General features: G+C 67.3%; 22 protein-coding genes. 9 read left to right on the top strand and 13 right to left on the bottom strand.

Annotation, left to right across the window (positions count from 1 at the left end; all coding sequences use genetic code 11):
* Positions 1-83 precede the first annotated feature (83 nt).
* The 5 genes from RIC54_RS23055 to RIC54_RS23075 all read left to right on the top strand — a co-directional run bounded on the left by RIC54_RS23055 (position 84) and on the right by RIC54_RS23075 (position 4,215).
* Positions 84-920, top strand: coding sequence for an FkbM family methyltransferase (locus RIC54_RS23055; protein WP_350091786.1), 837 nt, complete (start codon positions 84-86; stop codon positions 918-920).
* Between the two features lie 146 nt (positions 921-1,066).
* A complete protein-coding gene (locus RIC54_RS23060; protein ID WP_350091789.1) occupies positions 1,067-1,834 on the top strand; it encodes a hypothetical protein in 768 nt (255 codons plus the stop codon).
* Between the two features lie 35 nt (positions 1,835-1,869).
* Positions 1,870-2,619, top strand: a complete 750-nt coding sequence (locus tag RIC54_RS23065; RefSeq protein WP_350091792.1) for an SDR family oxidoreductase — start codon at positions 1,870-1,872, stop codon at positions 2,617-2,619.
* The gene (zapE, locus tag RIC54_RS23070; protein ID WP_350091795.1) at positions 2,606-3,757 is read left to right on the top strand and encodes a cell division protein ZapE; all 1,152 of its coding nucleotides are present in this window, start codon (positions 2,606-2,608) and stop codon (positions 3,755-3,757) included. The genes RIC54_RS23065 and zapE overlap by 14 nt, the downstream gene beginning before the upstream one ends.
* Before the next feature lie 5 nt (positions 3,758-3,762).
* Positions 3,763-4,215, top strand: coding sequence for a GNAT family N-acetyltransferase (locus RIC54_RS23075; protein ID WP_350091798.1), 453 nt, complete (start codon positions 3,763-3,765; stop codon positions 4,213-4,215).
* A gap of 22 nt (positions 4,216-4,237) precedes the next feature.
* Here RIC54_RS23075 and ptsP read toward each other — a convergent pair whose 3' ends face one another.
* Genes ptsP through RIC54_RS23115 form a run of 8 tightly spaced genes read right to left on the bottom strand, consistent with a single transcriptional unit; the run spans position 4,238 to position 12,608 of the window.
* Positions 4,238-6,016, bottom strand: coding sequence for a phosphoenolpyruvate--protein phosphotransferase (ptsP, locus tag RIC54_RS23080; protein ID WP_350091801.1), 1,779 nt, complete (start codon positions 6,014-6,016; stop codon positions 4,238-4,240).
* Complete coding sequence (locus tag RIC54_RS23085) at positions 6,006-6,275, bottom strand: HPr family phosphocarrier protein (RefSeq protein WP_350091804.1); 270 nt, start codon at positions 6,273-6,275, stop codon at positions 6,006-6,008. The genes ptsP and RIC54_RS23085 overlap by 11 nt, the downstream gene beginning before the upstream one ends.
* A 51-nt stretch (positions 6,276-6,326) precedes the next feature.
* Positions 6,327-6,734 carry a PTS sugar transporter subunit IIA gene (locus RIC54_RS23090; protein WP_007677185.1) on the bottom strand — a complete coding sequence of 136 codons (408 nt, stop codon included), beginning with the start codon at positions 6,732-6,734 and terminating at the stop codon, positions 6,327-6,329.
* A 38-nt stretch (positions 6,735-6,772) separates the two neighbouring features.
* Positions 6,773-7,756 carry an RNase adapter RapZ gene (gene rapZ / locus RIC54_RS23095; protein WP_350091807.1) on the bottom strand — a complete coding sequence of 328 codons (984 nt, stop codon included), beginning with the start codon at positions 7,754-7,756 and terminating at the stop codon, positions 6,773-6,775.
* Between the two features lie 45 nt (positions 7,757-7,801).
* The gene (locus tag RIC54_RS23100; RefSeq protein ID WP_350091810.1) at positions 7,802-8,335 is read right to left on the bottom strand and encodes an HPr kinase/phosphorylase; all 534 of its coding nucleotides are present in this window, start codon (positions 8,333-8,335) and stop codon (positions 7,802-7,804) included.
* Positions 8,332-10,122 carry an ATP-binding protein gene (locus RIC54_RS23105; protein WP_350091813.1) on the bottom strand — a complete coding sequence of 597 codons (1,791 nt, stop codon included), beginning with the start codon at positions 10,120-10,122 and terminating at the stop codon, positions 8,332-8,334. The genes RIC54_RS23100 and RIC54_RS23105 overlap by 4 nt, the downstream gene beginning before the upstream one ends.
* A 56-nt stretch (positions 10,123-10,178) precedes the next feature.
* Complete coding sequence (locus tag RIC54_RS23110; RefSeq protein WP_350091816.1) at positions 10,179-11,870, bottom strand: sensor histidine kinase; 1,692 nt, start codon at positions 11,868-11,870, stop codon at positions 10,179-10,181.
* Between the two features lie 36 nt (positions 11,871-11,906).
* Positions 11,907-12,608: a response regulator transcription factor gene (locus RIC54_RS23115; protein WP_350091819.1), complete on the bottom strand. Its 702-nt coding sequence runs from the start codon at positions 12,606-12,608 to the stop codon at positions 11,907-11,909.
* Positions 12,609-12,777: 169 nt separating this feature from the next.
* On the opposite strand from RIC54_RS23115, the gene RIC54_RS23120 reads away from it, so the two are divergent.
* The 4 genes from RIC54_RS23120 (at position 12,778) to RIC54_RS23135 (ending at position 15,817) form a co-directional block, all read left to right on the top strand.
* Complete coding sequence (locus tag RIC54_RS23120) at positions 12,778-13,542, top strand: HugZ family pyridoxamine 5'-phosphate oxidase (protein WP_350091822.1); 765 nt, start codon at positions 12,778-12,780, stop codon at positions 13,540-13,542.
* A gap of 3 nt (positions 13,543-13,545) precedes the next feature.
* On the top strand, positions 13,546-14,778 hold the full coding sequence (locus tag RIC54_RS23125; RefSeq protein WP_350091825.1) for a PQQ-dependent sugar dehydrogenase: 1,233 nt from the start codon (positions 13,546-13,548) through the stop codon (positions 14,776-14,778).
* A 160-nt stretch (positions 14,779-14,938) separates the two neighbouring features.
* Positions 14,939-15,199, top strand: a complete 261-nt coding sequence (locus tag RIC54_RS23130; RefSeq protein ID WP_350091828.1) for a hypothetical protein — start codon at positions 14,939-14,941, stop codon at positions 15,197-15,199.
* Between the two features lie 63 nt (positions 15,200-15,262).
* The gene (locus RIC54_RS23135; RefSeq protein ID WP_350091831.1) at positions 15,263-15,817 is read left to right on the top strand and encodes an NUDIX hydrolase; all 555 of its coding nucleotides are present in this window, start codon (positions 15,263-15,265) and stop codon (positions 15,815-15,817) included.
* 5 nt (positions 15,818-15,822) lie between these two features.
* Here RIC54_RS23135 and RIC54_RS23140 read toward each other — a convergent pair whose 3' ends face one another.
* From RIC54_RS23140 to coaBC, 5 genes are all read right to left on the bottom strand, one after another.
* Positions 15,823-17,193 carry a DUF3179 domain-containing protein gene (locus RIC54_RS23140; RefSeq protein WP_350091833.1) on the bottom strand — a complete coding sequence of 457 codons (1,371 nt, stop codon included), beginning with the start codon at positions 17,191-17,193 and terminating at the stop codon, positions 15,823-15,825.
* Between the two features lie 127 nt (positions 17,194-17,320).
* Positions 17,321-18,445, bottom strand: a complete 1,125-nt coding sequence (locus tag RIC54_RS23145; RefSeq protein ID WP_350151469.1) for a class I SAM-dependent methyltransferase — start codon at positions 18,443-18,445, stop codon at positions 17,321-17,323.
* A gap of 146 nt (positions 18,446-18,591) precedes the next feature.
* On the bottom strand, positions 18,592-19,359 hold the full coding sequence (locus RIC54_RS23150) for a HesA/MoeB/ThiF family protein (RefSeq protein ID WP_350091838.1): 768 nt from the start codon (positions 19,357-19,359) through the stop codon (positions 18,592-18,594).
* 29 nt (positions 19,360-19,388) lie between these two features.
* A complete protein-coding gene (gene dut / locus RIC54_RS23155; RefSeq protein ID WP_350091841.1) occupies positions 19,389-19,871 on the bottom strand; it encodes a dUTP diphosphatase in 483 nt (160 codons plus the stop codon).
* Positions 19,872-19,881: 10 nt separating this feature from the next.
* Positions 19,882-21,084 (bottom strand): bifunctional phosphopantothenoylcysteine decarboxylase/phosphopantothenate--cysteine ligase CoaBC, encoded by a 1,203-nt coding sequence (coaBC, locus tag RIC54_RS23160; RefSeq protein WP_350151471.1) that lies wholly within the window; start codon positions 21,082-21,084, stop codon positions 19,882-19,884.
* Positions 21,085-21,090: the final 6 nt, after the last annotated feature.

The following is a 21,090-nucleotide window of genomic DNA, read 5'->3' on the forward strand; positions in this document are numbered from 1 at the left end:
CGGGCCTGCGAGGCCCGCGTGTCGCGGACGCTCTGATCACAGTCGGCGATCTTGGCGCGCCGCAATGCCTCTAGGATATCGAGATGGCCCCTTTGCGCCCTGGTGAGGCTCTGGTCGATACTCGCTGGGGGCCGATGGTGTGCTTTGCCAACGATACCGGCGTGTCGGAAGCGCTGCGCCGGTTCGGCGAATACGGCGCCTACGAGATCGACCTCTACCATCGACTTCTGGGCGATGCCGGGACGTTCCTCGACATCGGCGCAAATGTCGGAGTGGTGAGCGTTGCCATGGCCAGTCTGGACGAGCGGCGCCGGGTGGTCGCGTTCGAACCACAGCTCAGCTATTTCGGGGCCGCGGCGGCAAACCTGCGGCGGTTCCCGAACGCATCGATCTACCCGCTGGCGCTGTCCGACCGTGAAGAACTGCTCGAAGTCGCGGAGATTCACCCCGACCGGGTCGCCAACTACGGGGCGCTCGACATTTCGAACGTTCGCCACGCCGACCGGCAGCATCCCGCTGCCGCCACGACCATCGACGGATTCCTACTCCGCCAGGCCATCGTTCCCGACCTCATCAAGATCGATGTCGAGGGCATGGAGGCGCGGGTGCTGGCGGGGGGTACGGAGACGCTTCGGAGCGTGTCGCCGATCGTGTCCGTGGAGGCGGATCGGCGCGACACGAGTGCCCGAGCCGTGGATCTCCTGATCGCACTCGGGTATCGGGTCTACCTGACGTTGTTCAGGGTGATCTCGGCGACCAATCCGAACTACGATTCGAGCAGCGTGCACTGCCGCAACCTGCACGTCCACGTGATCGGATTTGGCGCCGCGATCCCCGACTGGTGGCAGGCCGGGTTCCGGGGCAGCGAGATCCGTGGAGGATCCGAGTATCTCGCGCATTTCGACCGTAAGTTCTCATGATTTGTGTTGGATCTGCCCGGCTCGGTGACAGGTCGGAGATCGCACGGCGCACGATACAAACCATCTCGTCCCCAGATTGCCATCCTTTCGCCCCCTGGCTATGGTCGCTTCGCCGTCCGTAACCGCTTCGGACGAAAGGACAGATCATGCGCCAGGCCCGCCTCCTGCCCCTCTCCCTGATCGTTGCCGCTGCCCTCGGACTGCCGCTGCAGCCGACCCCGGCGGCGGCCCAGAAACACAGCGAATCGATCGAATCAGCCGCGTCCGACACGGTCATCCAACGTGAGGGTGCGGCCGACGACGAAGTCACGCTGGAGTTCGAGGTCGAGGATTGGGTCGAGACCAAGACAGCGACGGTCCGGATCGCCGCCGATCTCGCCGTCGAATCCGGCCGGTTCGGCGCGGCCCGCCAGGATCTGGTCGGAACGCTTCAGGGGCTCGGCACCGGGGCGGAGTGGCGGATCGTCGATTTCGGAAAAATGGGTGACGACGCCGGCTTCGAGCGCTGGCGGCTGGTGGCCGAGGCAAGGGTGCCGGAAGCCAGCCTGGCCGACCTCGCCGGCAAGACCAAGGAGGCGACCAAGCCCGGCCGGGCGCTGACCGTCGCGAGCATCGACTACAGCCCGACCATGGCGGAGCGGGAGGCGGTGGTTGATCGGCTGCGGGCACGGATCTACGGCCGCGTGGCGCGCGAAATCGTCGCGCTGAACAGCGCATTCGGCAACCGGACCTTCCGGATCCGGATGATCGACTTCACGCCGAACTACCGGCCGCAGCCGCAGATGATGGGAATGGTGCGCAGCGAATCGGCGGGTGCCGCCAAGATGGCCGACGCCGGCGGCGGCCTGGCGGGTGCCGAGAAGGCCCGGCTCTCGGCGCGGGTCATCCTTGCCGCGGTCGCTTCCGGCGGCTGACGGAACACACCAGGCAACTCATTGGGGAGGGCGGGATGTCCGCGAAAGTTCTGATTGTGACCGGCGGTTCGCGCGGGATCGGCGCCGCGGTGTGCCGCCGTGCCGCAGCCGACGGCTGGGACGTGGCGGTGAACTACGCCGGCAATGCCGAAGCGGCCGAGGCTACCGCCGCTGCCGTTCGTAAAGCCGGTCGGCGGGCGATCGTCGTGCAGGGCGACATGGCGCAGGAAGCGGACATACAGCGCCTGTTCGAGACCGCGGAGAAGGAACTCGGGCCGATCACCGGGGTGGTCTGCAACGCCGGCATCACCGGCAAGATCACCCGGGTCGAGGACATGAGCGTCGAAGCGATGCGCGGCGTGATCGACCTGAATGTGCTGGGCGTGATGATCGCCAACCGCGAGGCGGTGCGGCGGATGTCGACCAAGCGCAAGGGTACGGGCGGGGCGATCGTGAACCTGTCGTCGATTGCGCCGCGGGTCGGCTCGCCGAACGAGTTCGTGCACTACGCCGCCTCCAAGGGCGCGGTGGATGCCTGGACCCTGGGTCTCAGCCGCGAAGTGGCCGGCGAGGGCGTGCGGGTCAACGCGGTCGCGCCCGGCATGATCGACACCGACATCCACGCCACGGCCGGCGCGCCGGACCGCGCCCAGCGGCTCGGCGCCACCGTGCCGATCGGCCGTGCCGGCACGGCCGACGAGGTTGCCGAAGCGGTGGTCTGGCTGCTGTCCGACGCCGCACGCTACTGCATCGGCACCGTGTTGTCGGTCAATGGCGGCCGCTGAGGCGGAGCCGCCGTCGCCGAAGTCCGGCCTGCTGGCCCTGTACCGGGCCCGGGTCGCGTCCGGGGCCTTGAAGGAGGACGACGTCCAGGCCTCCGCCGCCGCGCGGCTCGACGCTCTGGCGCGGGCGGTCGACGGCTGGCAGGCGCGCTCGGCGTCCGCCGGTGGCTGGCTGTCCAAGCTGGGGCTGCGCCACGCCAAGGAGGTGGCCGCCCCGGTCGGCCTGTATCTCTACGGTCCGGTCGGACGCGGCAAGTCCATGCTGATGGACCTGTTCTTCGACGCGGCGCCGGTGGCGGCGAAGCGCCGGGTGCATTTCCAGGAGTTCATGCAGGAGGTGCACGGCTCGATCCACCGGTTCCGCACCGAGGGCGGGGCCGGTGACACGCCGATCCTGCAGGCCGCGGCGGCGGTTGCCGATCAGGTCTCGCTGCTGTGTTTCGACGAGATGGAGGTCAAGGACATCGCCGATGCGATGATCCTCTCGCGGCTGTTCACCGCATTGTTCGAGCGCGGCGTGGTGGTGGTCACGACGTCGAACCGCCCGCCGGACGACCTGTATCGCGGCGGTCTGCACCGTGATCGCTTCCTGCCGTTCATCGACCTGTTGAAGGATCGCCTGGCGTCGATCGATCTGGGCGACGGCACCGACTACCGCCGTGACCGGCTCGCCGGCGAGCCGCTGTTCTTCACCCCGGCCGACGAAGCGGCCCGCGCCGCGCTCGACCGGCTGTTTGGCGAGTTGACCGGCGGTGCCCTGCCGGAGCCGGACAGCGTGGTGGTGCTCGGCCGGGAGCTGGCAGTGCCGGCCGCCGCCAAGGGTGTTGCGCGCTTCGCGTTCCGGGAGCTGTGCGCCCGTCCGCTCGGGCCCGGCGACTTCCTGGCGATCGCCCGCCGCTACCGTGCGGTCCTGATCGACGATGTGCCGCGCATGACCGACGCGATCCGCGACCAGGCGCGCCGCTTCATGATGCTGATCGACTCGCTGTACGAACGCCGGGTGTCGCTGGTCTGCTCGGCGGAAGCGGAGGCCGGCGAACTGTATGCCGGGACCGACTGGGGCTTCGAGTTCGACCGCACCGTCTCGCGGCTGATGGAAATGCGTTCCGCCGACTACTTCGCTGAACCGCACCGGCCGTGAAGCGGATGTCGGACATTGCGGTCCGGCGTGCGGTACGGGCCGATGCCAACGCGCTGTTCGCGATGCTTCGGGCGTTGGCGCGGTTCCATGGCCGCGAGGCGTCGATCAGTCGGGAGACCTTCATCGACCATGGCTGGCTGGAGCCAGCCCGGTTCGATGCCTGGATCGCGGAAACCTCGGCGAGTGAACCGATCGGTTTCGCCCAGGGCTTCGGTCAATACTCGACCTGGAGCGGCGACGAGGTGTTTTATCTGGCGAACCTGTGGGTGAATCCGGATTGCCGAACCGGTGGTGTGGGGACGGCGCTGATGGCGGTGGTCGAGCACCATGCCCGGGCGACCGGGCGGTCGCGCGTGGAGCTTCTGGTGGACCGAAGCAACCCGGCCTGCGCCTTCTACCGTCGCCTCGGGCTGCAAGAACGCAACGACGAACGCTTCGTGCGGGAGACCGGTGTTTGAGCGGGGCGTGCAGCCCGGCCGCTCACAGGCCTTCGTTGAAGTCGTCCAGCAGAGCCGCGATCCGGCCCTCGTCGGTCTGGTCCATGATGGCGCGGGCACGCTGGGTCGCGGGGCCGACCGCCAGCCGGCGGATCCGCTGCTTCACCCGCGGCAGGGCGGTTCCGGCCATCGACAATTCGCGCACCCCGAGCCCGACCAGCAGCGGGGCATAGCGTGGATCGCCGGCGATCTCGCCGCAGACGCTGACCGGGATGCCGTTGCGCATCGCCGCTTCCACGGTGAACTGGATCAGCCGCAGGACCGCAGGGTGCAAGGGGTTGTAGAGATCGGCCACCTGCTCGTCGCCGCGGTCAATGGCCAGGGTGTACATCGTCAGGTCGTTGGTGCCGACCGCCAGGAACTCGCATTCGCGGGCCAGCCCGTCGGCGGTCAGGGCCGCGCCGGGCACTTCGATCATGCTGCCGAGCGGCGGGATCGGATCGGCAATCCGGACCTTCCGGCGCTTCAGGCGGTTGGCGACCCGGGTCAGGATCACCCGCACCGCCCGCACCTGGCTGACCGACGAGATCATCGGCAACAGGATCCGTACCGGGCCGTGGGCGCCGGCCCGCAGGATCGCTGCCAACTGGGCCTCGAGCAGTTTCGGCTCCTTCAGCGCGAGACGAATGGCGCGCAGGCCGAGGGCTGGATTGGCCGAATCGGCGATACGTTCGCCCAGCGCGGTTGCCAGCTTCTCGCCGCCGACGTCCAGGGTGCGAATGGTGACCGGCCGACCCTGCATCGACTCGACCACCTGCCGCAGGGTTGCGTACTGCTCGTCCTCGCTCGGCAGGTCCGGACGGTTCATGAACAGGAATTCGGTGCGCAGCAGGCCGACGCCCTCGGCACCGCCATGATGCGCGGTCTCCAGGTCGCGCGGCAGCTCCAGATTGGCCTGCAGGGCGATTCGCACGCCGTCGGTGGTGATCGCCGGCTGGGCGCGCAGCCGCGCCAACTGGCGCTCCAGCCGCTTGCGGGCCTCGGCCTTGCGCCGGTACTCGGCCAACGTGTCCGCGTCGGGGTCGACCACGATCCGGCCGGCCTCGCCGTCGACGATCAGGCGGACACCGGAGCGTACCCGGGACGACAGGGCGGAGACCCCGAGCACGGCGGGAATGCCCATCGAGCGGGCCATGATCGCGGTGTGGCTGTCGGCGCCGCCCAGGGCAGTGGCGAACCCGGCCACCTGGTTCGGATCCATCAGCGCGGTGTCGGCCGGGCTCAGTTCCTCGGCAACCACGATGCTGCCGGGCGGCAGCATCGAGAACGCGTGGTAGGGGGTGGCGGTCAGGTGCCGAAGGATCCGGTCGCCGACATCGCGAACGTCCTGGCCGCGCGATGCCAGGTAAGCGTCGCCGACCGCTTCCAGCCCGCGCGCCAGATCGCCGACCACGGCCTGCACGGCGGCCTCGGCGTTGGTGCCGCGGGTCCGGATCATCGCCTCGACACCGGCACCGAGACGGCTGGAGTCCAGCATGGCGCCATGGGCATCAAGCAGCGGGCCAAGTTCTTCGAGCACCGATTTGGGCAGTGCCTCGGCCTTGCGGCGCAGCTTGCGGATCTGTCCGCGCGCCTTGCCCAATGCCGCCTGAAACCGCTCGACCTCGGCTGCGAGCGCGTCGGGCTCCACGGTGAACTCGGGAACCTGGGCGATTCCGCCGTCCAGCACATAGGCCGGCCCGATCGCAATGCCGCCGGAAACCCCGATGCCGTCGAACGCAACCCGTGTCGCCTTGCGCTTGCGGGGCGTTTCAGTCTTCATCGAACTTGCCATCGACCAGCAGCGTGATCGCCTCCAGGGCGGGTTGTGCTTCGCAGCCGGCTGCAGCGACCTCGATCGAGCTGCCGGGCGCAGCGGCCAGCATCATCAGCCCCATGATCGACCGCCCGGAGACCGACTGCCCGTCCTTGGTCACGGTGATCTCGGCGTCGAACGATCCGGCGCATTGCACGAACTTCGCGGCGGCCCGCGCGTGGAGCCCGCGCTTGTTGGTGATCAGCAGGACACGACGGTTGGTCATGACGGCCTCACTGCGACCGCGCGGCCAAAGTTTCCTGCATCGGCTACCACGTCAGCGGCCCGAGCCGCCGAGAACTTCCGATGCGATCGAGATGTACTTTCGGCCGGCGTCCCGGGCTGCCGCGGCCGCCTCGGCCAGGGTTCCGCTGACCCGGACGCTTGCCAGCTTGATCAGCATAGGCAGGTTCACGCCGGCGATCACTTCGACGCCGGGACGGTCCAGGATCGAAATCGCCAGGTTCGATGGCGTGCCGCCGAACATGTCGGTCAGGACCACGACGCCGCGCCCGGCGTCCATGGCGTCGACCTGCTGCAGGATCTCGCGTCGCCGCTTTTCCATGTCGTCGTCCGGCCCGATGCAGACCGTGGCGATCGCCTTCTGGGGGCCCACCACATGTTCCATCACCGAACGGAACTCCTCGGCCAGCCGGCCGTGGGTTACCAGCACCAGCCCGATCACCGCGTCCCCGGCCCCGGAATCAGAAGTAGCCATGTTCTTCAGCCATGCGTCGCCCCTTCGGTCGTTGGCTGCCCTCCCTGTCCTGCCGCTGACGGCAGGTCCCGATGACGGAGCGTGACAGGAGTGCCGAGGCTCTTCAACCACGCGGCCAACCGCTCGGCGGTTACCACCGAGCGGTGCTTCCCGCCGGTGCAGCCGACCGCCAAGGTGAGGTAGCTCTTGCCCTCGCGCTCGAAGCGGGGAAGCAGCGGCTGCAGCAGTGCCTGCAACCGGACCAGAAACGGTTCGAAATCCGGATCACGCTCCACATACGCGGCGACCTCCGGGTCGCGTCCGTCCTTCGGCCGCAGCGCGTCCTGATAGTGCGGGTTGTCCAGGAAGCGGACATCGAAAACCAGATCCGCCTCACGGGGCAGGCCGCCGCGGAACGAGAACGACAGGACCGTTACCGTCATCTGGCGCTCGCCGTCGAACGCCAGGGCACCGACCAATGCCTGACGCAGGGCCGCCAAGGGCAGGGCCGAGGTGTCGATGACGATGTCGGCGGCTTCGCGCAGCGGCGCCATGACCTCGCGCTCAATGCGGATGCCGTCGGCTACCGGCCGGTCGGTGGCGAGCGGGTGGCGGCGTCGGGTTTCGGTGAAGCGCCGTATCAGGACACCGTCGTCGCAGTCGAGGTAGACAACCCGGAGATCCAGGTCGGCGCGAAGACGCAGCGCCGCCAGATGGTCGAACAGCGTTTGCTGGTCGAAGCCGCGGGTGCGCAGGTCGATGCCAACGGCGATCCGGGTGGTGGCGGTCTGCGAATCGTCGTCGCCATCCGCATCGGTGCGCTGGGTGGCGAACAGCACCGGCAGCAGCGGCAGGGGGAGGTTGTCGACCGCCTCGAAACCCTCGTCTTCCAGAACCTTCAGCGTCGCGCTGCGTCCGGCACCGCTCAGACCGGTTACCAGAACCACCAGAACGCGGCTGTCCCGCCGGTCTCCGGTATCCAGAGGATCGTTGCATGGTCGATCGGTCATCGTTGTCATCTCATGTGCACGGCAGGGCCCGAATCGAGCGCGGGATTATTCGCCGGTGACCATCCGCACCGCAAGCCGCACCTTGGCGGGCGTCGACGCCTCGAAGGCGGCCAGCATGATCAACGGCAGCGACACGCCGGCGTGGGTCCAGCGGCCGGGGTCGGGCAGTCGCGGGACCTGTTCGGGCGGCACCAGATCCACGGCGAGGACCAATGGCGCCCGGACGACGGCGGGGATCGTCACAATCCCAACGCCGCGCACCTCCATCCGGTTGCGCAGCGCTTCCGGAGCCCGAGCGACCAGCCGATCACCCTCGCGCACGAGCTCGGTACGGTCGTCCGACACCAATACCGCGCCACCATCGATCAGGCGCAGCGCCACGTCGGACTTGCCGGCACCGGACGGTCCGCGCAGCAGCACCGCTCGGCCGTCGATCGCTACGGTGGTGCCCCAGACCGTCTCCATGCCCGGCAGCATGGCGCGTGGCGACCGGCTGTCAACGGCCTTCGCGGTAGTTGATCCCAGGGAATGGCGGGACGCCTGCTCCTCGCTGCCGCTGACCCGTTGCCAGCGGCTCAACTGCTGGCGGTCATGACGGATCCCGGATGGACCGCCCCGCCCCAGCGGGCGAGCGCCGCCTGCAGCTTCGACCGGTCCAGCGGCTTGGTCAGGTAGTCGTTCATGCCGGCATCCAGGCAGGCTCGGAGGTCGTCCTGGGAGGCATAGGCGGTCAGCGCCACGATCGGGATCGCGGCTTGTGAGTTGGACAGGGCGCGAATTGCCCGGGTTGCCTCAAGCCCATCCATGACCGGCATCTGAACGTCCATCAGGATGAGATCGAACGGCGCCTCACCGACCGCTTCAACCGCCCGCTCGCCGTCCGCAACGACGCGAACGGTGTGGCCGGCCCGCTCCAGTGTGTGCTGCAGCATCTCGGCGTTCAGAGCGACGTCCTCGGCGACCAGTATCCGAAGGGCGGCGACCTCGGGCGCATCGACGGGCGGACGCGACTGGCTTGCGGGTTCTGCTGCGTCCCGCGCCACCCTCAGCGGGAGCCGCACCGTCACCGTGGTGCCTTGGCCGAGGGCGCTGTCGAGCGTCAACTCTCCGCCCATCGCCTGCACCAGCATGTGGCAGATGACCAGACCGAGACCGGTCCCGCCGCGCCCGGTGTGATTACCTTGTACGAACGGATTGAACAGGAGGCCGCGTTCCTCGGTCGTCATTCCGATTCCGGTATCGGTGATCGCGATGGTCAGGTCGCCGCGGCTCGGCGCAGCGCCCGGCTGGTAGCGCACGACGACCGCGATGTTTCCCGAATCGGTGAATTTGACGGCGTTGCCGAGCAGATTGAGCACGATCTGCCGCACCCGCACCGGATCCACGTCCAGGACCGCGGGCGGCTGGTCGCCGAAATCGACCGAGCAGGTGATACCCTTGCGGTCGATCTGTGGCAGCAGCATCTCCCGGCAGCCACTGATCAGCGCCACCACATCCGTCGGCTGCGGCTCCAGCGTAACGCGGCCGGCATCGATCTTGGCGTAGTCCAGAATGTCGTCGATGATCCGCAGCAAACCCCGCGCGGCGTCGCGGATCTGATCGGTGCAGCGCCGTTGGAAGCTGTCGAGCCGGGAGTCGCGCAGCAGGTCGACAAAGCCGACAACCGCGTTCATCGGGGTGCGGATCTCGTGGCTCATCGACGCCAGGAAACGGATCTTGGAATCGGCGGCCACCCGGGTGCGTGCTTCGGTTTCGCGCAGGTCCAGCTCAAGCTGACGTCGTCGCCAGTCCTGCTCAAGCAGGAAGCCCAGCGCCAGCACTCCGACCACATTACAGGACAGCAGCATCCACCAGGCATGCGACAGGACGGAAAGGCCGGTTTGCAGATCGGCGAAGAACAGGAATGACGGCATCACGGCTAGCGTCCCGAGCAGCGCATACCCGAACAGCCAGGCGATGCCGGGGCGCATGCCGCGGCGCTTCAGATAGGCTCCAGCCGCAATGCCGAGTGCCGCGCAGGCCACCAGCCCGTACACTCCACCGGTTGCGCCGGCCCCGCCGATCGCGATCCGGGTCAACGATCCGATAATGGCCGTGACGATCGCCGCGATCGGACCGCCGTAGATCCCGGCAAGCAGTGCCGGCGCGCCGCGCGCATCGAACGTCGCGCCCGGCGGCAGGGTCACCGGGTCGACCATGACGATCGATACCGTCGCTCCGAACACCAGCCCCATCAGCAGCGAGCGCAGCCACCCGGCGGCAATGTCGAGTCGGCTCGGCTGCAGCATCGAAATGCCGATCGACATCAGCGCCAGGACGCCGAGGCTGTGGAGGATGGAGATTGCCGATGCGCCGAGGCTGGACATGCCTTCTCTTTCCGGATGTACGGGCGCACATTGGCCTGACGAGCGTTAAGGATCGATTACGCCCGGGCGGGAGTCGAGGGCAACCTGACGATGAATCGGGCGCCGATAACCTCGCCGGACGCGGAGCGTCGGTTCTCCGCCCGGATCAGCCCGTCATGCGCTTCGATGATCTGCTTGGAGATGGACAGGCCCAGTCCCGAGTGCGTTCCGAACTTCTCGCCTTCGGGACGCTCCGAGTAGAACCGGTCAAACACCGCCTCCAGCTTGCCCTCCGGCAATCCCGGTCCGTCATCTTCGACAGAAATGACGACGGCACCATCGTCCTGGCGAGCCTGCAGGCGAACGGTTCCATTCGGCGGCGAGAAGCTGCGGGCGTTCTCGATAAGGTTGCGCAGCACCTGGATCAGGCGTCCTTCCTGGCCGGCCACCACCAACTCGGCCCGGTCCTCGACCTCGGCGAGCACCGGCGGGCCGCCGCGTTCCTCGGCGGTTGCGGCATAGACCTCGGCGAGGCCCGACAGCGCCTTTGCGATGTCGATCGGGCCGCGGTCCTCCCGCGACAGCTCCGCGTCCACCCGCGAGGCATCCGAAATATCGGTGATCAGCCGGTTGAGCCGGGCCACGTCGTCGATGATGATCGCCATGAGGCGCTGACGTCGCTCCGGGTCGTCCAGGCGCGCCGCGGTCTCGACCGCGCTGCGCAGCGACGTCAACGGGTTCTTGATCTCGTGTGCGACATCGGCGGCGAACCGCTCGATGGCATCCATGCGTGCCCACAGGTCCTCGGTCATCGCCTTGAGCGACCGCGACAGGTCGCCGATCTCGTCGCGGCGCCGCCCGAAATCCGGAATCGTCTCGCGCCGGCTGTGGCTGGCCCTGACCTGTTCGGCGGCAGCGGCCAGTCGCTGGATCGGCCGGGTAATGGTCCCCGCCAGATAGAGCGACAGCAGGATGGTGATCCCCAGGGTCACCGCGAACATCCCGAGGATCTCGAACCGTACCTCGCGCACCGCGGCGTCGATATCGGCACCCTCGACCGACAGCATCAGCGCGCCCAGCACCTGCTTATAGCGCTGCACCGGGACCGCAACCGACAGAAACAACCCGCCGGCCTCGGTGACCCGCACCTTGCGAACAACCGTGCCGCCGAGCGCCAGCCGGACATCCTCGAACAGGGCGTCGGGACCGGTCGTCTCGTTCCACACCGGCAGTTCGGAGCGCCGCGGCAGCCAGTTGACGATGCTCTCGTAGAGTCGGTTCGCGAACCGGCGCATCGGATCGGATTCCGGAGGCGGCAGGGGCTGGATCCGGACCGTACCGCCCGGCCCGGTCAGCATCCGGCTGTCCGCCGTCAACCGGCCTTCCGCGCTGTAGATCCGCACTCGCGAGGCAAGCACGACGGACAAGCGCCGAACGATGCGGCGGACGCGTTCCGGCACCAGCCCGGGGTCGACGGACGCGTCGGTGTCGACCGCGAGCTCCGCCACCGCCCGCGCCATCACCTCGGCCTGTCGGTCGAGGGCGTCCAGCTCGCCGCGAATCAGGCTGTTCTGGTAGCGATCGAGGTACAGCACGCCGATGAACAGGATCGCAACCGAGAACAGGTTGATGGCCAGGATGCGGATGGTCAGGCCCGAAATCCGGGATCGGAACCGCCGCCGGGCCGCCTTCAGGCGCCGCAGCGGACGAGGCGCGCGCGGAACGGCGGCCTCGTTCCTGTCGGCCCTCAGCGTGTCGGTCGTCCGCACTGTACCTGTCCTCGCCGGTCGATCCGGCCCCAAGGATCAGGCCGGTTCGTGATAACGATAGCCGATGCCGTACAGGGTCTCGATCTCGTTGAAGGCGTCGTCGGCGGCCTTGAACTTCTTGCGCACCCGCTTGATGTGGCTGTCGATGGTGCGGTCGTCGACATAGACGCTGTCGCCATAGGCCGCGTCCATCAGCTGGTCGCGGTTCTTGACGTGGCCGGGCCGCGAGGCCAGGGCGCGCAGAATCAGGAACTCGGTGACCGTCAGGGCAACCGGCCGGCCTTTCCAGGTGCACAGGTGCCGGGCGCCGTCCAGCACGAGGTTGCCTCGGGTGATGCTGGCCTCGGATGCGGGGTTTGCCTCGTCGGCCGCCAGTTCCTGACGGCGCAACAGCGCGCGGATGCGCTCGATCAGCAGGCGTTGCGAGAACGGCTTCTTGATGTAATCGTCCGCCCCCATGCGCAGGCCGAGGACTTCGTCCACTTCGTCGTCCTTGGAGGTCAGGAAGATCACCGGCACCGCGCTGCCCTTGCGCAGCCGCTGTAGCAATTCCATGCCGTCGAGGCGCGGCATCTTGATGTCGAGCACGGCGAGGTCGACGGGGCGCTGGGCAAGGCCGCGCAGGGCTTCCTCGCCGTCCTTGTAGGTCCGCACCTCGAACCCCTCGGCTTCCAGTGCCATGGTGACCGATGTCAGGATGTTCTGGTCATCGTCGACCAACGCGATCGTGCTCGCCATGTTTCCGCCCCTCCGTCGAGTTTGCGCAGGAATGCGCAACGCGTCCCTGGCTCACAATAGGGTTTATTCGGGCGCCTCTACGGCCCGATTAAGGCAAGATAGCCTGATCGTGCCCCGGCGGCGCCCCATTGAACCGTCACTTGGGTAGTTGAGGTTATACTGCAAGGCGATGGACGAAGCCCCCACCCCTTCCGACAAGCGTTCAGGCGACCCGACGCCGGGCGGCATCGTGCGCGGGTTGCTGCGCTCGGCCGACCGTGCGTCGCTCGCGACAGCGCTGCCCGGCGACGGATCCACCGCGGGTTGGCCGTACCCGTCGCTGGTGCTGATGGCGGTCGACCACGACGCCTCCCCCCTGCTCCTGATCTCCACGCTTGCCGAGCACACCAGGAACCTGCTCGCCGATCCGCGCGCCGCGCTGCTGGTCGACGGAACCGCCGGCCTGGATGATCCGCTTACCGGTGCGCGTGCCTCGGTGCTGGGGCGGTTCGCCCGGGACGACGACCCGGATCGGCGGGTCCGGTTCCTGCGCCGTCACCCGTCGGCGGCCGGTTACGCAGGGTTCGGCGATTTCGCAATCTGGCGCATGACCGTTGAGCGTGCCCATCTGGTCGCCGGGTTCGGACGCATCCACTGGGTGGAGGCGGATCGGATCCTCGGTGAGCCGTCGCCGCCGCTGGCTGGGCGCGAGGCCGACGTGGTCGCGCACATGAACGAGGATCATTCCGACGCCGTCGCCCTGTACGCCCGGGTGCTGCTCGGTCTCGACGGTGACGGCTGGATCCTGACCGGTTGCGACGCCGAGGGAGTGGATTTGCGCCTGCGGGGCCGGACCGCCCGCCTGTCCTTCGACACCCCGGTCTGCGACGCCGACGAAGCCCGCGTGCAGCTGGTCCGGCTGGCCCGAAGGGCGCGTGAACAGACGGAGGCCTAGTCGATGCCCACACTGCTGCTGGCACTGGTTCTCGCCATGGCATGGCTTCCGGGGAACCCCGGTGTCGCCCAGGAGACGGTGCGGCCCGGCGACCGCTTCATGATCCACGCCGAGGACCTGCCGCCGCCCTACGCCACGCCGAGCGCCGCCAACAGCTCCACCCCGGTGCGGCGGCCGGAAGGCATCGTGCCCAGGGTGCCGAGCGGATTCGCGGTGACGCTGTTTGCCGGCGGGTTGGAAAACCCCCGCCGGCTCCTGGTTCCGGACTCCGGGACCGTGATCGCGGTGCTGTCGCGGCCGGGCAAGCTGGTCCGACTCGTCGACCGTGACGGCGATGGCAGGTCGGACGCAAGTTCGGTTCTCGCCTCCGGCTTTGAGCGCCCGTTCGGCATCGCCCTGCACGGCGAGCGCCTGTACGTTGCCGACACGCGCGGGGTCTGGTCGGCACCGGCGAACCCGCGTACCGGCGAACCGCTGGCCAAGTTCGAACCGTTGACCACGCCCGGCGCCATCGGTCCCGCCAGCGGGCACTGGACCCGCAATGTCGCTATCCACCCGGATGGCACGCGGATGGTCGTGGCGATCGGCAGCCGCGGCAATCTGGGAGAGGAGCCGGAGCCGCGGGCGACGATCCAGGAGTTCCGCCTGGACGGCAGCGGCGGGCGCACCGTGGCCAGTGGCCTGCGCAATCCGGTCGGGCTGGCGTTCCAGCCCGGATCCGACCGGTTGTGGACGGTGGTCAACGAGCGCGACGGACTGGGCGAGGAACTGGCGCCGGACTATCTGGCCCGTGTGGTCGAGGGCGGATTCTACGGCTGGCCCTATGCCTATGCCGGCGGCCTGCCGCAACCAGAGTTTGCCGGCCGGCGGCCGGACCTCGTGGCTGCGACCCGCCTGCCGGAGGTGTTGTTCCGGGCGCATTCCGCGCCGATCGACATGGCGTTCTATGATCGCTCGGCGTTTCCGGCCCACTATCGTGGCGGCGCGTTCGTGGCGCTGCACGGGTCCTGGAACGCGGCGGAACCGCGCGGATACACGGTGGTGCATGTGCCGTTCCGCGACGGCGAGCCAAGCGGCGGCTATGAAGCGTTCATGACCGGGTTCTGGATCGACGGCACTCGCAGCGCCGAAGTCTGGGGACGCCCGGCCGGAGTGGCGGTGGGGCCGGACGGCGCGTTGCTGGTGTCCGACGACCTCGGCGGAACAATCTGGCGGGTGACCTGGGTCGGTCGGTGACGACATCGCGTCGGTCCTCCGGTCTTCACGGCCAAAGGGCGATTTTGGTTAATCTATGAAGGCTGAATCCGGAGATTCCTGACCGAAACGCAGGCCGAGTGGCGGAAACCTTGAAGTTTCGGGCTTAACAGCGTATGTTTCGAGGTCAGGAGTTGATGTCATGTTGCCACCGATCATCAGTCCGTCTCCGCCGACCGCACCGACCTCGGTCGTCGTGGCGCCACGTCCGACGACCCAGGAACCGACCAACGGCACCACCCGCAACATCACCGCGCGGGCCGTTGCGGCCAGCGATGAGTCGGAAGAAGCCCTGGAAGACAGCGAGAACGCGCGCACCCAGAGGGTGGAGGGCAAGCGCCAGTCGTCATCCTTCCGCCGCTCGTTCGGATTCCTTGGCAACTACGTCGACCTGCTGGTCTGACTCTTCCCTGAATCCCCGGCTGCCCGGCTTGCGGCCCGTGGCCAGCAACGGCACAGTGGCGCCATGACGGATCGCGGCGACCCCACCGATGCCACTGCCAAACCGCTCGGCCCGGTCGCACGGCGGATACCGCCCGGCGAGGACCGCGAGCGGCTGGTCTGCGACAGCTGCGGCTTCATCAACTACGTGAATCCCAAGATCGTGGTCGGGTCGGTAGCGCTGTGGGAGGACCGCATCCTGTTGTGCAAGCGCGCGATCGAGCCGCGCGTCGGCTGGTGGACGCTGCCGGCCGGCTACATGGAGGAACGCGAGACCACGATTGAAGGCGCGCGCCGTGAGGCGTGGGAAGAGGCATACGCGCGCATCGAGATCGACGCGCTGATCGGTGTGTACAACATCCCGCGCATCAGCCAGGTCCAGATGATCTACCGTGCCCGCCTGCTGTCGCCGGAGGTCGCGGCGGGACCGGAAAGCCGGGAGGTCGGCCTGTTCGCCTGGGACGACATTCCCTGGGACGAGATTGCGTTCCCCAGTGTGCACTGGGCGCTTGGTCATTGGCGCGAAACCAGGCACATCGCGGCGTTTCCGCCGTTCGCGGAACCACCCGAAGGTCTGTGATTCGGCTAACGGTGGCCGAGATACCCGTCCCAGGCAAACCAGTACGACACATGGCCGGGCAGGCGTGACAGCCGGGCGCCGGCGGGGTCGCTGAGCGCCTCCTCCGACACTGTCCAGGGAACCCCGTCCGCGATCAGCGTCTGTGGGTCGTCGGTCTTGGCGAACTCCCGGTCACCGCGCCGATAGGCCCGCACGGTGCGCGTCTCCCAATCACCGATCAGCACGACGGTTTCCAGCCCGACGGCGTCGTTGATCACCGCTCCTCCGGCGAACGCGTCGAGCGGCCATGCCTTGGCACCGCCGGCGACCCGGATTCCGAACACATACTCTTTCGGCTGGTGCGGGCTGCCGGGCTCGACCAGTGCTGGAAACATCAGCGCCGGGCTGGCGAAGTACTCCCGGTACACCACGCCGGAACCGTAGTCCCGCGTGTGTCCGGTTTCGAGCGACATCACAAGGGTCTGCGGGTTGCGGGTGCGCCAGGCCTTCCAGCTTTCGATCGCGATCGGCCGTTGGCGCAACTCGACGCCGGTGCCGCGCAACGGACCGGACACCGGGCGACCGGTGAACTGGTTCCACAAGCTGTCGGTCGCCCGGTCGAACATCAGCTTGTTGGAGCGATACAGCAGGCCGGACGACCCGAAAATCAGTGGCTCGGGCCGGGTGTCCACCTGGGTCTCGAACAGGATGCCGGCTCCGCACAGCGTGCAATAGGCGAGCGCCACCGGGACCCCGCCGACCACGTCGTTGAGCATCTCGTGCCAGCCCATGATCCGCAGCGGATAGGCCCGCACGTCCCCGTCGATCGCGACCCCGAACACCAGGTCGTCGTCGAGCAGATAGTCGGCGTCCGCCGCGGCGATCATTGCCGGCCGGTCGAGCGACGGAATGCCGTCGACCCGCACCCCGCCCCAGGTGATCTCCTCCAGCCGGATGTCGAGGTTGTCGGGCCGGCTGAGGTCGCCGCCGAGAAAACGCAGGAAGCCGGGATCGAGGCGCTCGAGGATGGTCAGCTTGAGGGTTCGGTAACTCGGATGCGCGGTGACCTCGGGATGCGCCTGCTGCCACACCATGGCGTCGTACCAGGTGGCGATGTCGGTGCCGGTCACCGACTGGAAGGCGAAGGCGGTCTCGTTCAACACGTCGCGCCGGTAGCGCAGGGCCATGACCAGGGTGGCGGCGACGTCCGGATTGCCGCGTGCCGCCAGTCGGCCGAGCGCATCCAGCCGGGGGGTGCCGGAACGCAGCAGCGCGATCTCGCTCAACCGTTCGACCTCGGCGTCGGTCATCGGTTCTGCCGCCCGCGCCGGGACCGTCGTGACCAGCAGGAGCAGCAACGCAAGGACGCGGAAGGCGGCGGTTCTGATATGGGGCATAGCGAACCCTCCACGGTGTCGACGCGGCAATCCTACGCCACCGCGGGGGCCACGGTTCGCCAGCTCGAACCCTTCACCTACTGGTGTTCGGGCGTGAGCGGGGGCTCTTGCCGCGTCACGGGCTGGGTTAGGCTTCTGGTCGGTACGTTTGATCGAGTTGCTGGCATAGCATCGCACGCAGCGAACTCAGGTCCTGAATCGAGCCATCCGGTTCCGTCAGCCCGTAGATTCCCTGAACCAAAGGGTCGTTTCGATCGAAACAGCGAGCGAATAGATTCTTTGGCAGCTTGTCGTAGTCGGTGTGCTGACTATGAGCCAGGATCAGGTTGGGTCTGCTGAGTGAACCGTTGTTCTCGAAGCTCGTCTCGGCGACGATCGCGCGATACCCAATCAACGACAAGGTGGTCAAACGGTCGTCGATCAATTTCTGTCGATCTCCGGATGTTTGCCCAATGCCATGCACAAACAGAAGGCCGTTTGGATTCAGCGATTCAGATATTTTCTTCATAAAGAACAAAAATGCGTCATCTGGCATTTCACAGATATTCTCATTGCACATGATGATGTCATACTTTCGCACGAAGGCCATCTGTATTTGCCACCACGGAAAAAGCGTGCATCGGAAGTTCTTTTTAATCTGCAGCCGTATGTTGTCGTCGAGAGCCCATTGCTTGAGAACGTCGCTCGGTGACGGTGCATCAGGCATGTCGACTTCAATGGCAGACATTTCACACTGATTGTCTTGAAAGACAAATGAATTTACTGTCGATTGTGTGATATACAGAGACTGAGTCACTTCAATTTGATTGTATGTCTGGAAAGAATTATCTGAATGTATAAAGAACGGAAGACACCCAACGCCCGATCCAATATCCAGTATGGTGGCGTGATTTGGAAAATTTTTCAGTTTTTTGTATAAAGAGTAATAATAAATAAGAATGTTATAAGGTATTTGAATATTTTTTGGATCAATAAAAGTAGTGTAATATTTAATATACAGATCAATCGCGGAGTACAGAGGGAGCAGATCGTGATCACGTAGGCCGCGCATTTCACGAAGCACGCGCTCCGATCCTCGACTATCGCTCATGGCGGAGGTCATATATTTGACCTCGCCAAGGTCGTTGATGCTCGTCGGAAAACCCACCGCCTCAAAATGCGCAGGGCGAAAGGTCCTCATGACCCGCCATTCAGCGATCTGCGCCATTGCCAGCCGTTCCGCGGCGTCATAGCGGCGTGGGTCGGTCATCATTTTGCTATACCTTGCCCAGTGTTACGGTCGCATTCCGGATCACAGAATCGATGGATCTGTTGCTACCACGACCCTGGTACAAGGACATAGCGTCGGAACGCGCTGTCGGGTCTTGGTTGTATCGGCCCGCGCCGACGCTCAGTGGATCACGAACCAGCGGAATCTTTGCAGCTTGGACACTCCGCGCGTCGCTTGTAGCGGACCTCCTGCATCGAGGCCGAGAGGGCGTCGTACAGCATCAGGCGGCCGGCCAGCGGTTCGCCGAGGTCGAGCAGGAGTTTGAGGGTTTCCACTGCCTGCAGGGTGCCGATCACCCCGGCGACAGCGCCGAGGATTCCGGCCTCTTCGCAGCGCGGGGTCAGCGACGGGTCCGGCGTTTCCGGAAACAGGCATCGGTAGCACGGCCGGCCCTCCCCCGGCACGATGGTGGTGAGTTGTCCCTCGAACCGCGACAGTGCGCCGGCGACCAGCGGTATGCCCGCGGCGAGGCATGCGTCGTTCAGCGCATACCGCGTCGCGAAGTTGTCCGAGCCGTCGACCACGACATCGCATCCGGCGAGCAACCCGGCGGCGTTGTCCTCGCTCAGCCGCACCTTGTGGGTCCGCAGCCGGATTCCCGGGTTAACCCGTGACAGGGTCTCGACCGCCGAGTCGACCTTGGCGCGCCCCACCGATTCGGTTGCGTGCACGATCTGGCGCTGCAGGTTGGTGAGGTCCACCGTGTCGTCGTCGACCAGGACCAGCGTGCCGACGCCGGCGGCCGCCAGATACATCGACACCGGGGCCCCCAGGCCACCGGCACCCAGGATCAGCACCCGGGCGGCCAACAGCCGCGCCTGCCCTTCCTCGCCGACCTCGTCCAGGATCAGGTGGCGGGCATAGCGGTGGAACTCGGTCTCGGACAACTCGCGCATGGCCGTCTCGTTTCGGTGTTCGACCGCTTCTACTTGGGCTTGCGGACTGCGTTCGCCACCCCGTCCTGGATTCCGGTCGAGCCGAAGCCGCCGGCGCCGCGCGTCGTCTCGTCGAGCGTGTCGACTTCCGCGAGGGATGCCCGGGCAACCGGAGCGACCACCATCTGGGCGATCCGGTCGCCGCGCGCCAGCGTGAACGGCTCCTGGCCGAGGTTGATCAACAGGACCTGCAACTCGCCACGGTAGTCGCTGTCGACGGTGCCGGGCGCGTTGACCATGGCGATGCCGTGCCGCCGCGCCAGGCCGGAACGGGCCCGCACTTGGGCCTCGTAGCCGGTGGGCAGGGCGATGGCGATCCCGGTCGGGACCGCCGTGCGCTCTCCCGGGGCCAGCGTGACCGGGCCGTCGACCGCGGCTCGAAGGTCCATTCCGGCGGCGCCCGGCGTCTCGTAGGCCGGCAGTGGCAGGTCGGCGCCGTGGGGCAGCCGGGTGATCCGGACGGAAACAGTCATCAACGGGCTCTCAGTCGGTGAAGTGTTCGGCAATCCGGGCGGCGAGGCGGTCTCCAACCTCCGCCTTGGTGGCGCGCGGCCAGTCCTCGACCGGGCCGTCGCTGATCAGATGCACGGTGTTGGCGTCGCCGCCGAAGGTGCCGGTGGCGGGCGACACGTCGTTGGCGACAATCCAGTCGCAGCCCTTGCGCGCTCGCTTGGCGGTGGCGTGCTCGATCACCTTCTCGGTCTCGGCGGCAAAGCCGACGACCAAGGCCGGCCGGTCGGCCTCGCGCCGCGACAGGGTGGCGAGGATGTCGGGATTCTCCGCGAGGCTGAGGGTCGGCAGTCCGCCGCCCTCCTTCTTCAGCTTCTGTCCGGCCTCGGTTGCGGCCCGCCAGTCGGCGACGGCGGCCGCGCATACCGCGATGTCGGCCGGCAGAGCGGCAAGGCAGGCGTCCAGCATCTGGCGGGCGGTCTCGATCCGCACCACGGCGACGCCCGCCGGGTCCGGCTCGCGGGTCGGACCGGTCACCAGGGTGGTGTCGGCGCCGAGCCGGGCGAGCGCGGCCGCGATGGCGTGACCCTGCTTGCCCGAGGAGCGGTTGGCGATGTAGCGCACCGGATCGATCGGCTCGTGGGTCGGACCGCTGGTCACCAGCGCCCGGCGGCCCTTCAGCGGCCCGTCGACCGAGGCGAAATAGGTGTCTGCGGCCGCCACGATCTCCAGCGGCTCGGCCATCCGGCCGTAGCCGAACTCACCGCAGGCCATCGGGCCGTCGTTCGGTCCGACGACGCGCACGCCGCGGCTGGTCAGAGTGGTGAGGTTGGCGCGGGTTGCCGGGTGATCCCACATCCGCACGTTCATCGCCGGGGCGATCAAGACGTCGGTATCGGTCGCCAGCAGCAGGGTGGAGGCGAGGTCATTGCACAGTCCGTGGGCCATCTTGGCCATCAGGTCGGCGGTCGCCGGGGCCACCACGATCAGGTCCGCCGACCGGGACAGCTGGATGTGCCCCATCTCGGCCTCGTCGGTCAGCGAGAACAGTTCCTCGTAGACCTTGTCCTCGGTCAGCGATGACAGCGACAGCGGGGTGACGAACTGCTTGCCGGCGGCGGTCAGCACACCGCGCACCGCCGCCCCGCGCTCGCGCAGCCTTCGCACCAGGTCGAGCGCCTTGTAGGCGGCAATGCCGCCGCCGACGATCAACAGGATCCGCTTGCCGTCCAGCATCGCACG

This window comes from Thalassobaculum sp. (assembly GCF_040219215.1).
Classification (GTDB): domain Bacteria; phylum Pseudomonadota; class Alphaproteobacteria; order Thalassobaculales; family Thalassobaculaceae; genus Thalassobaculum_A.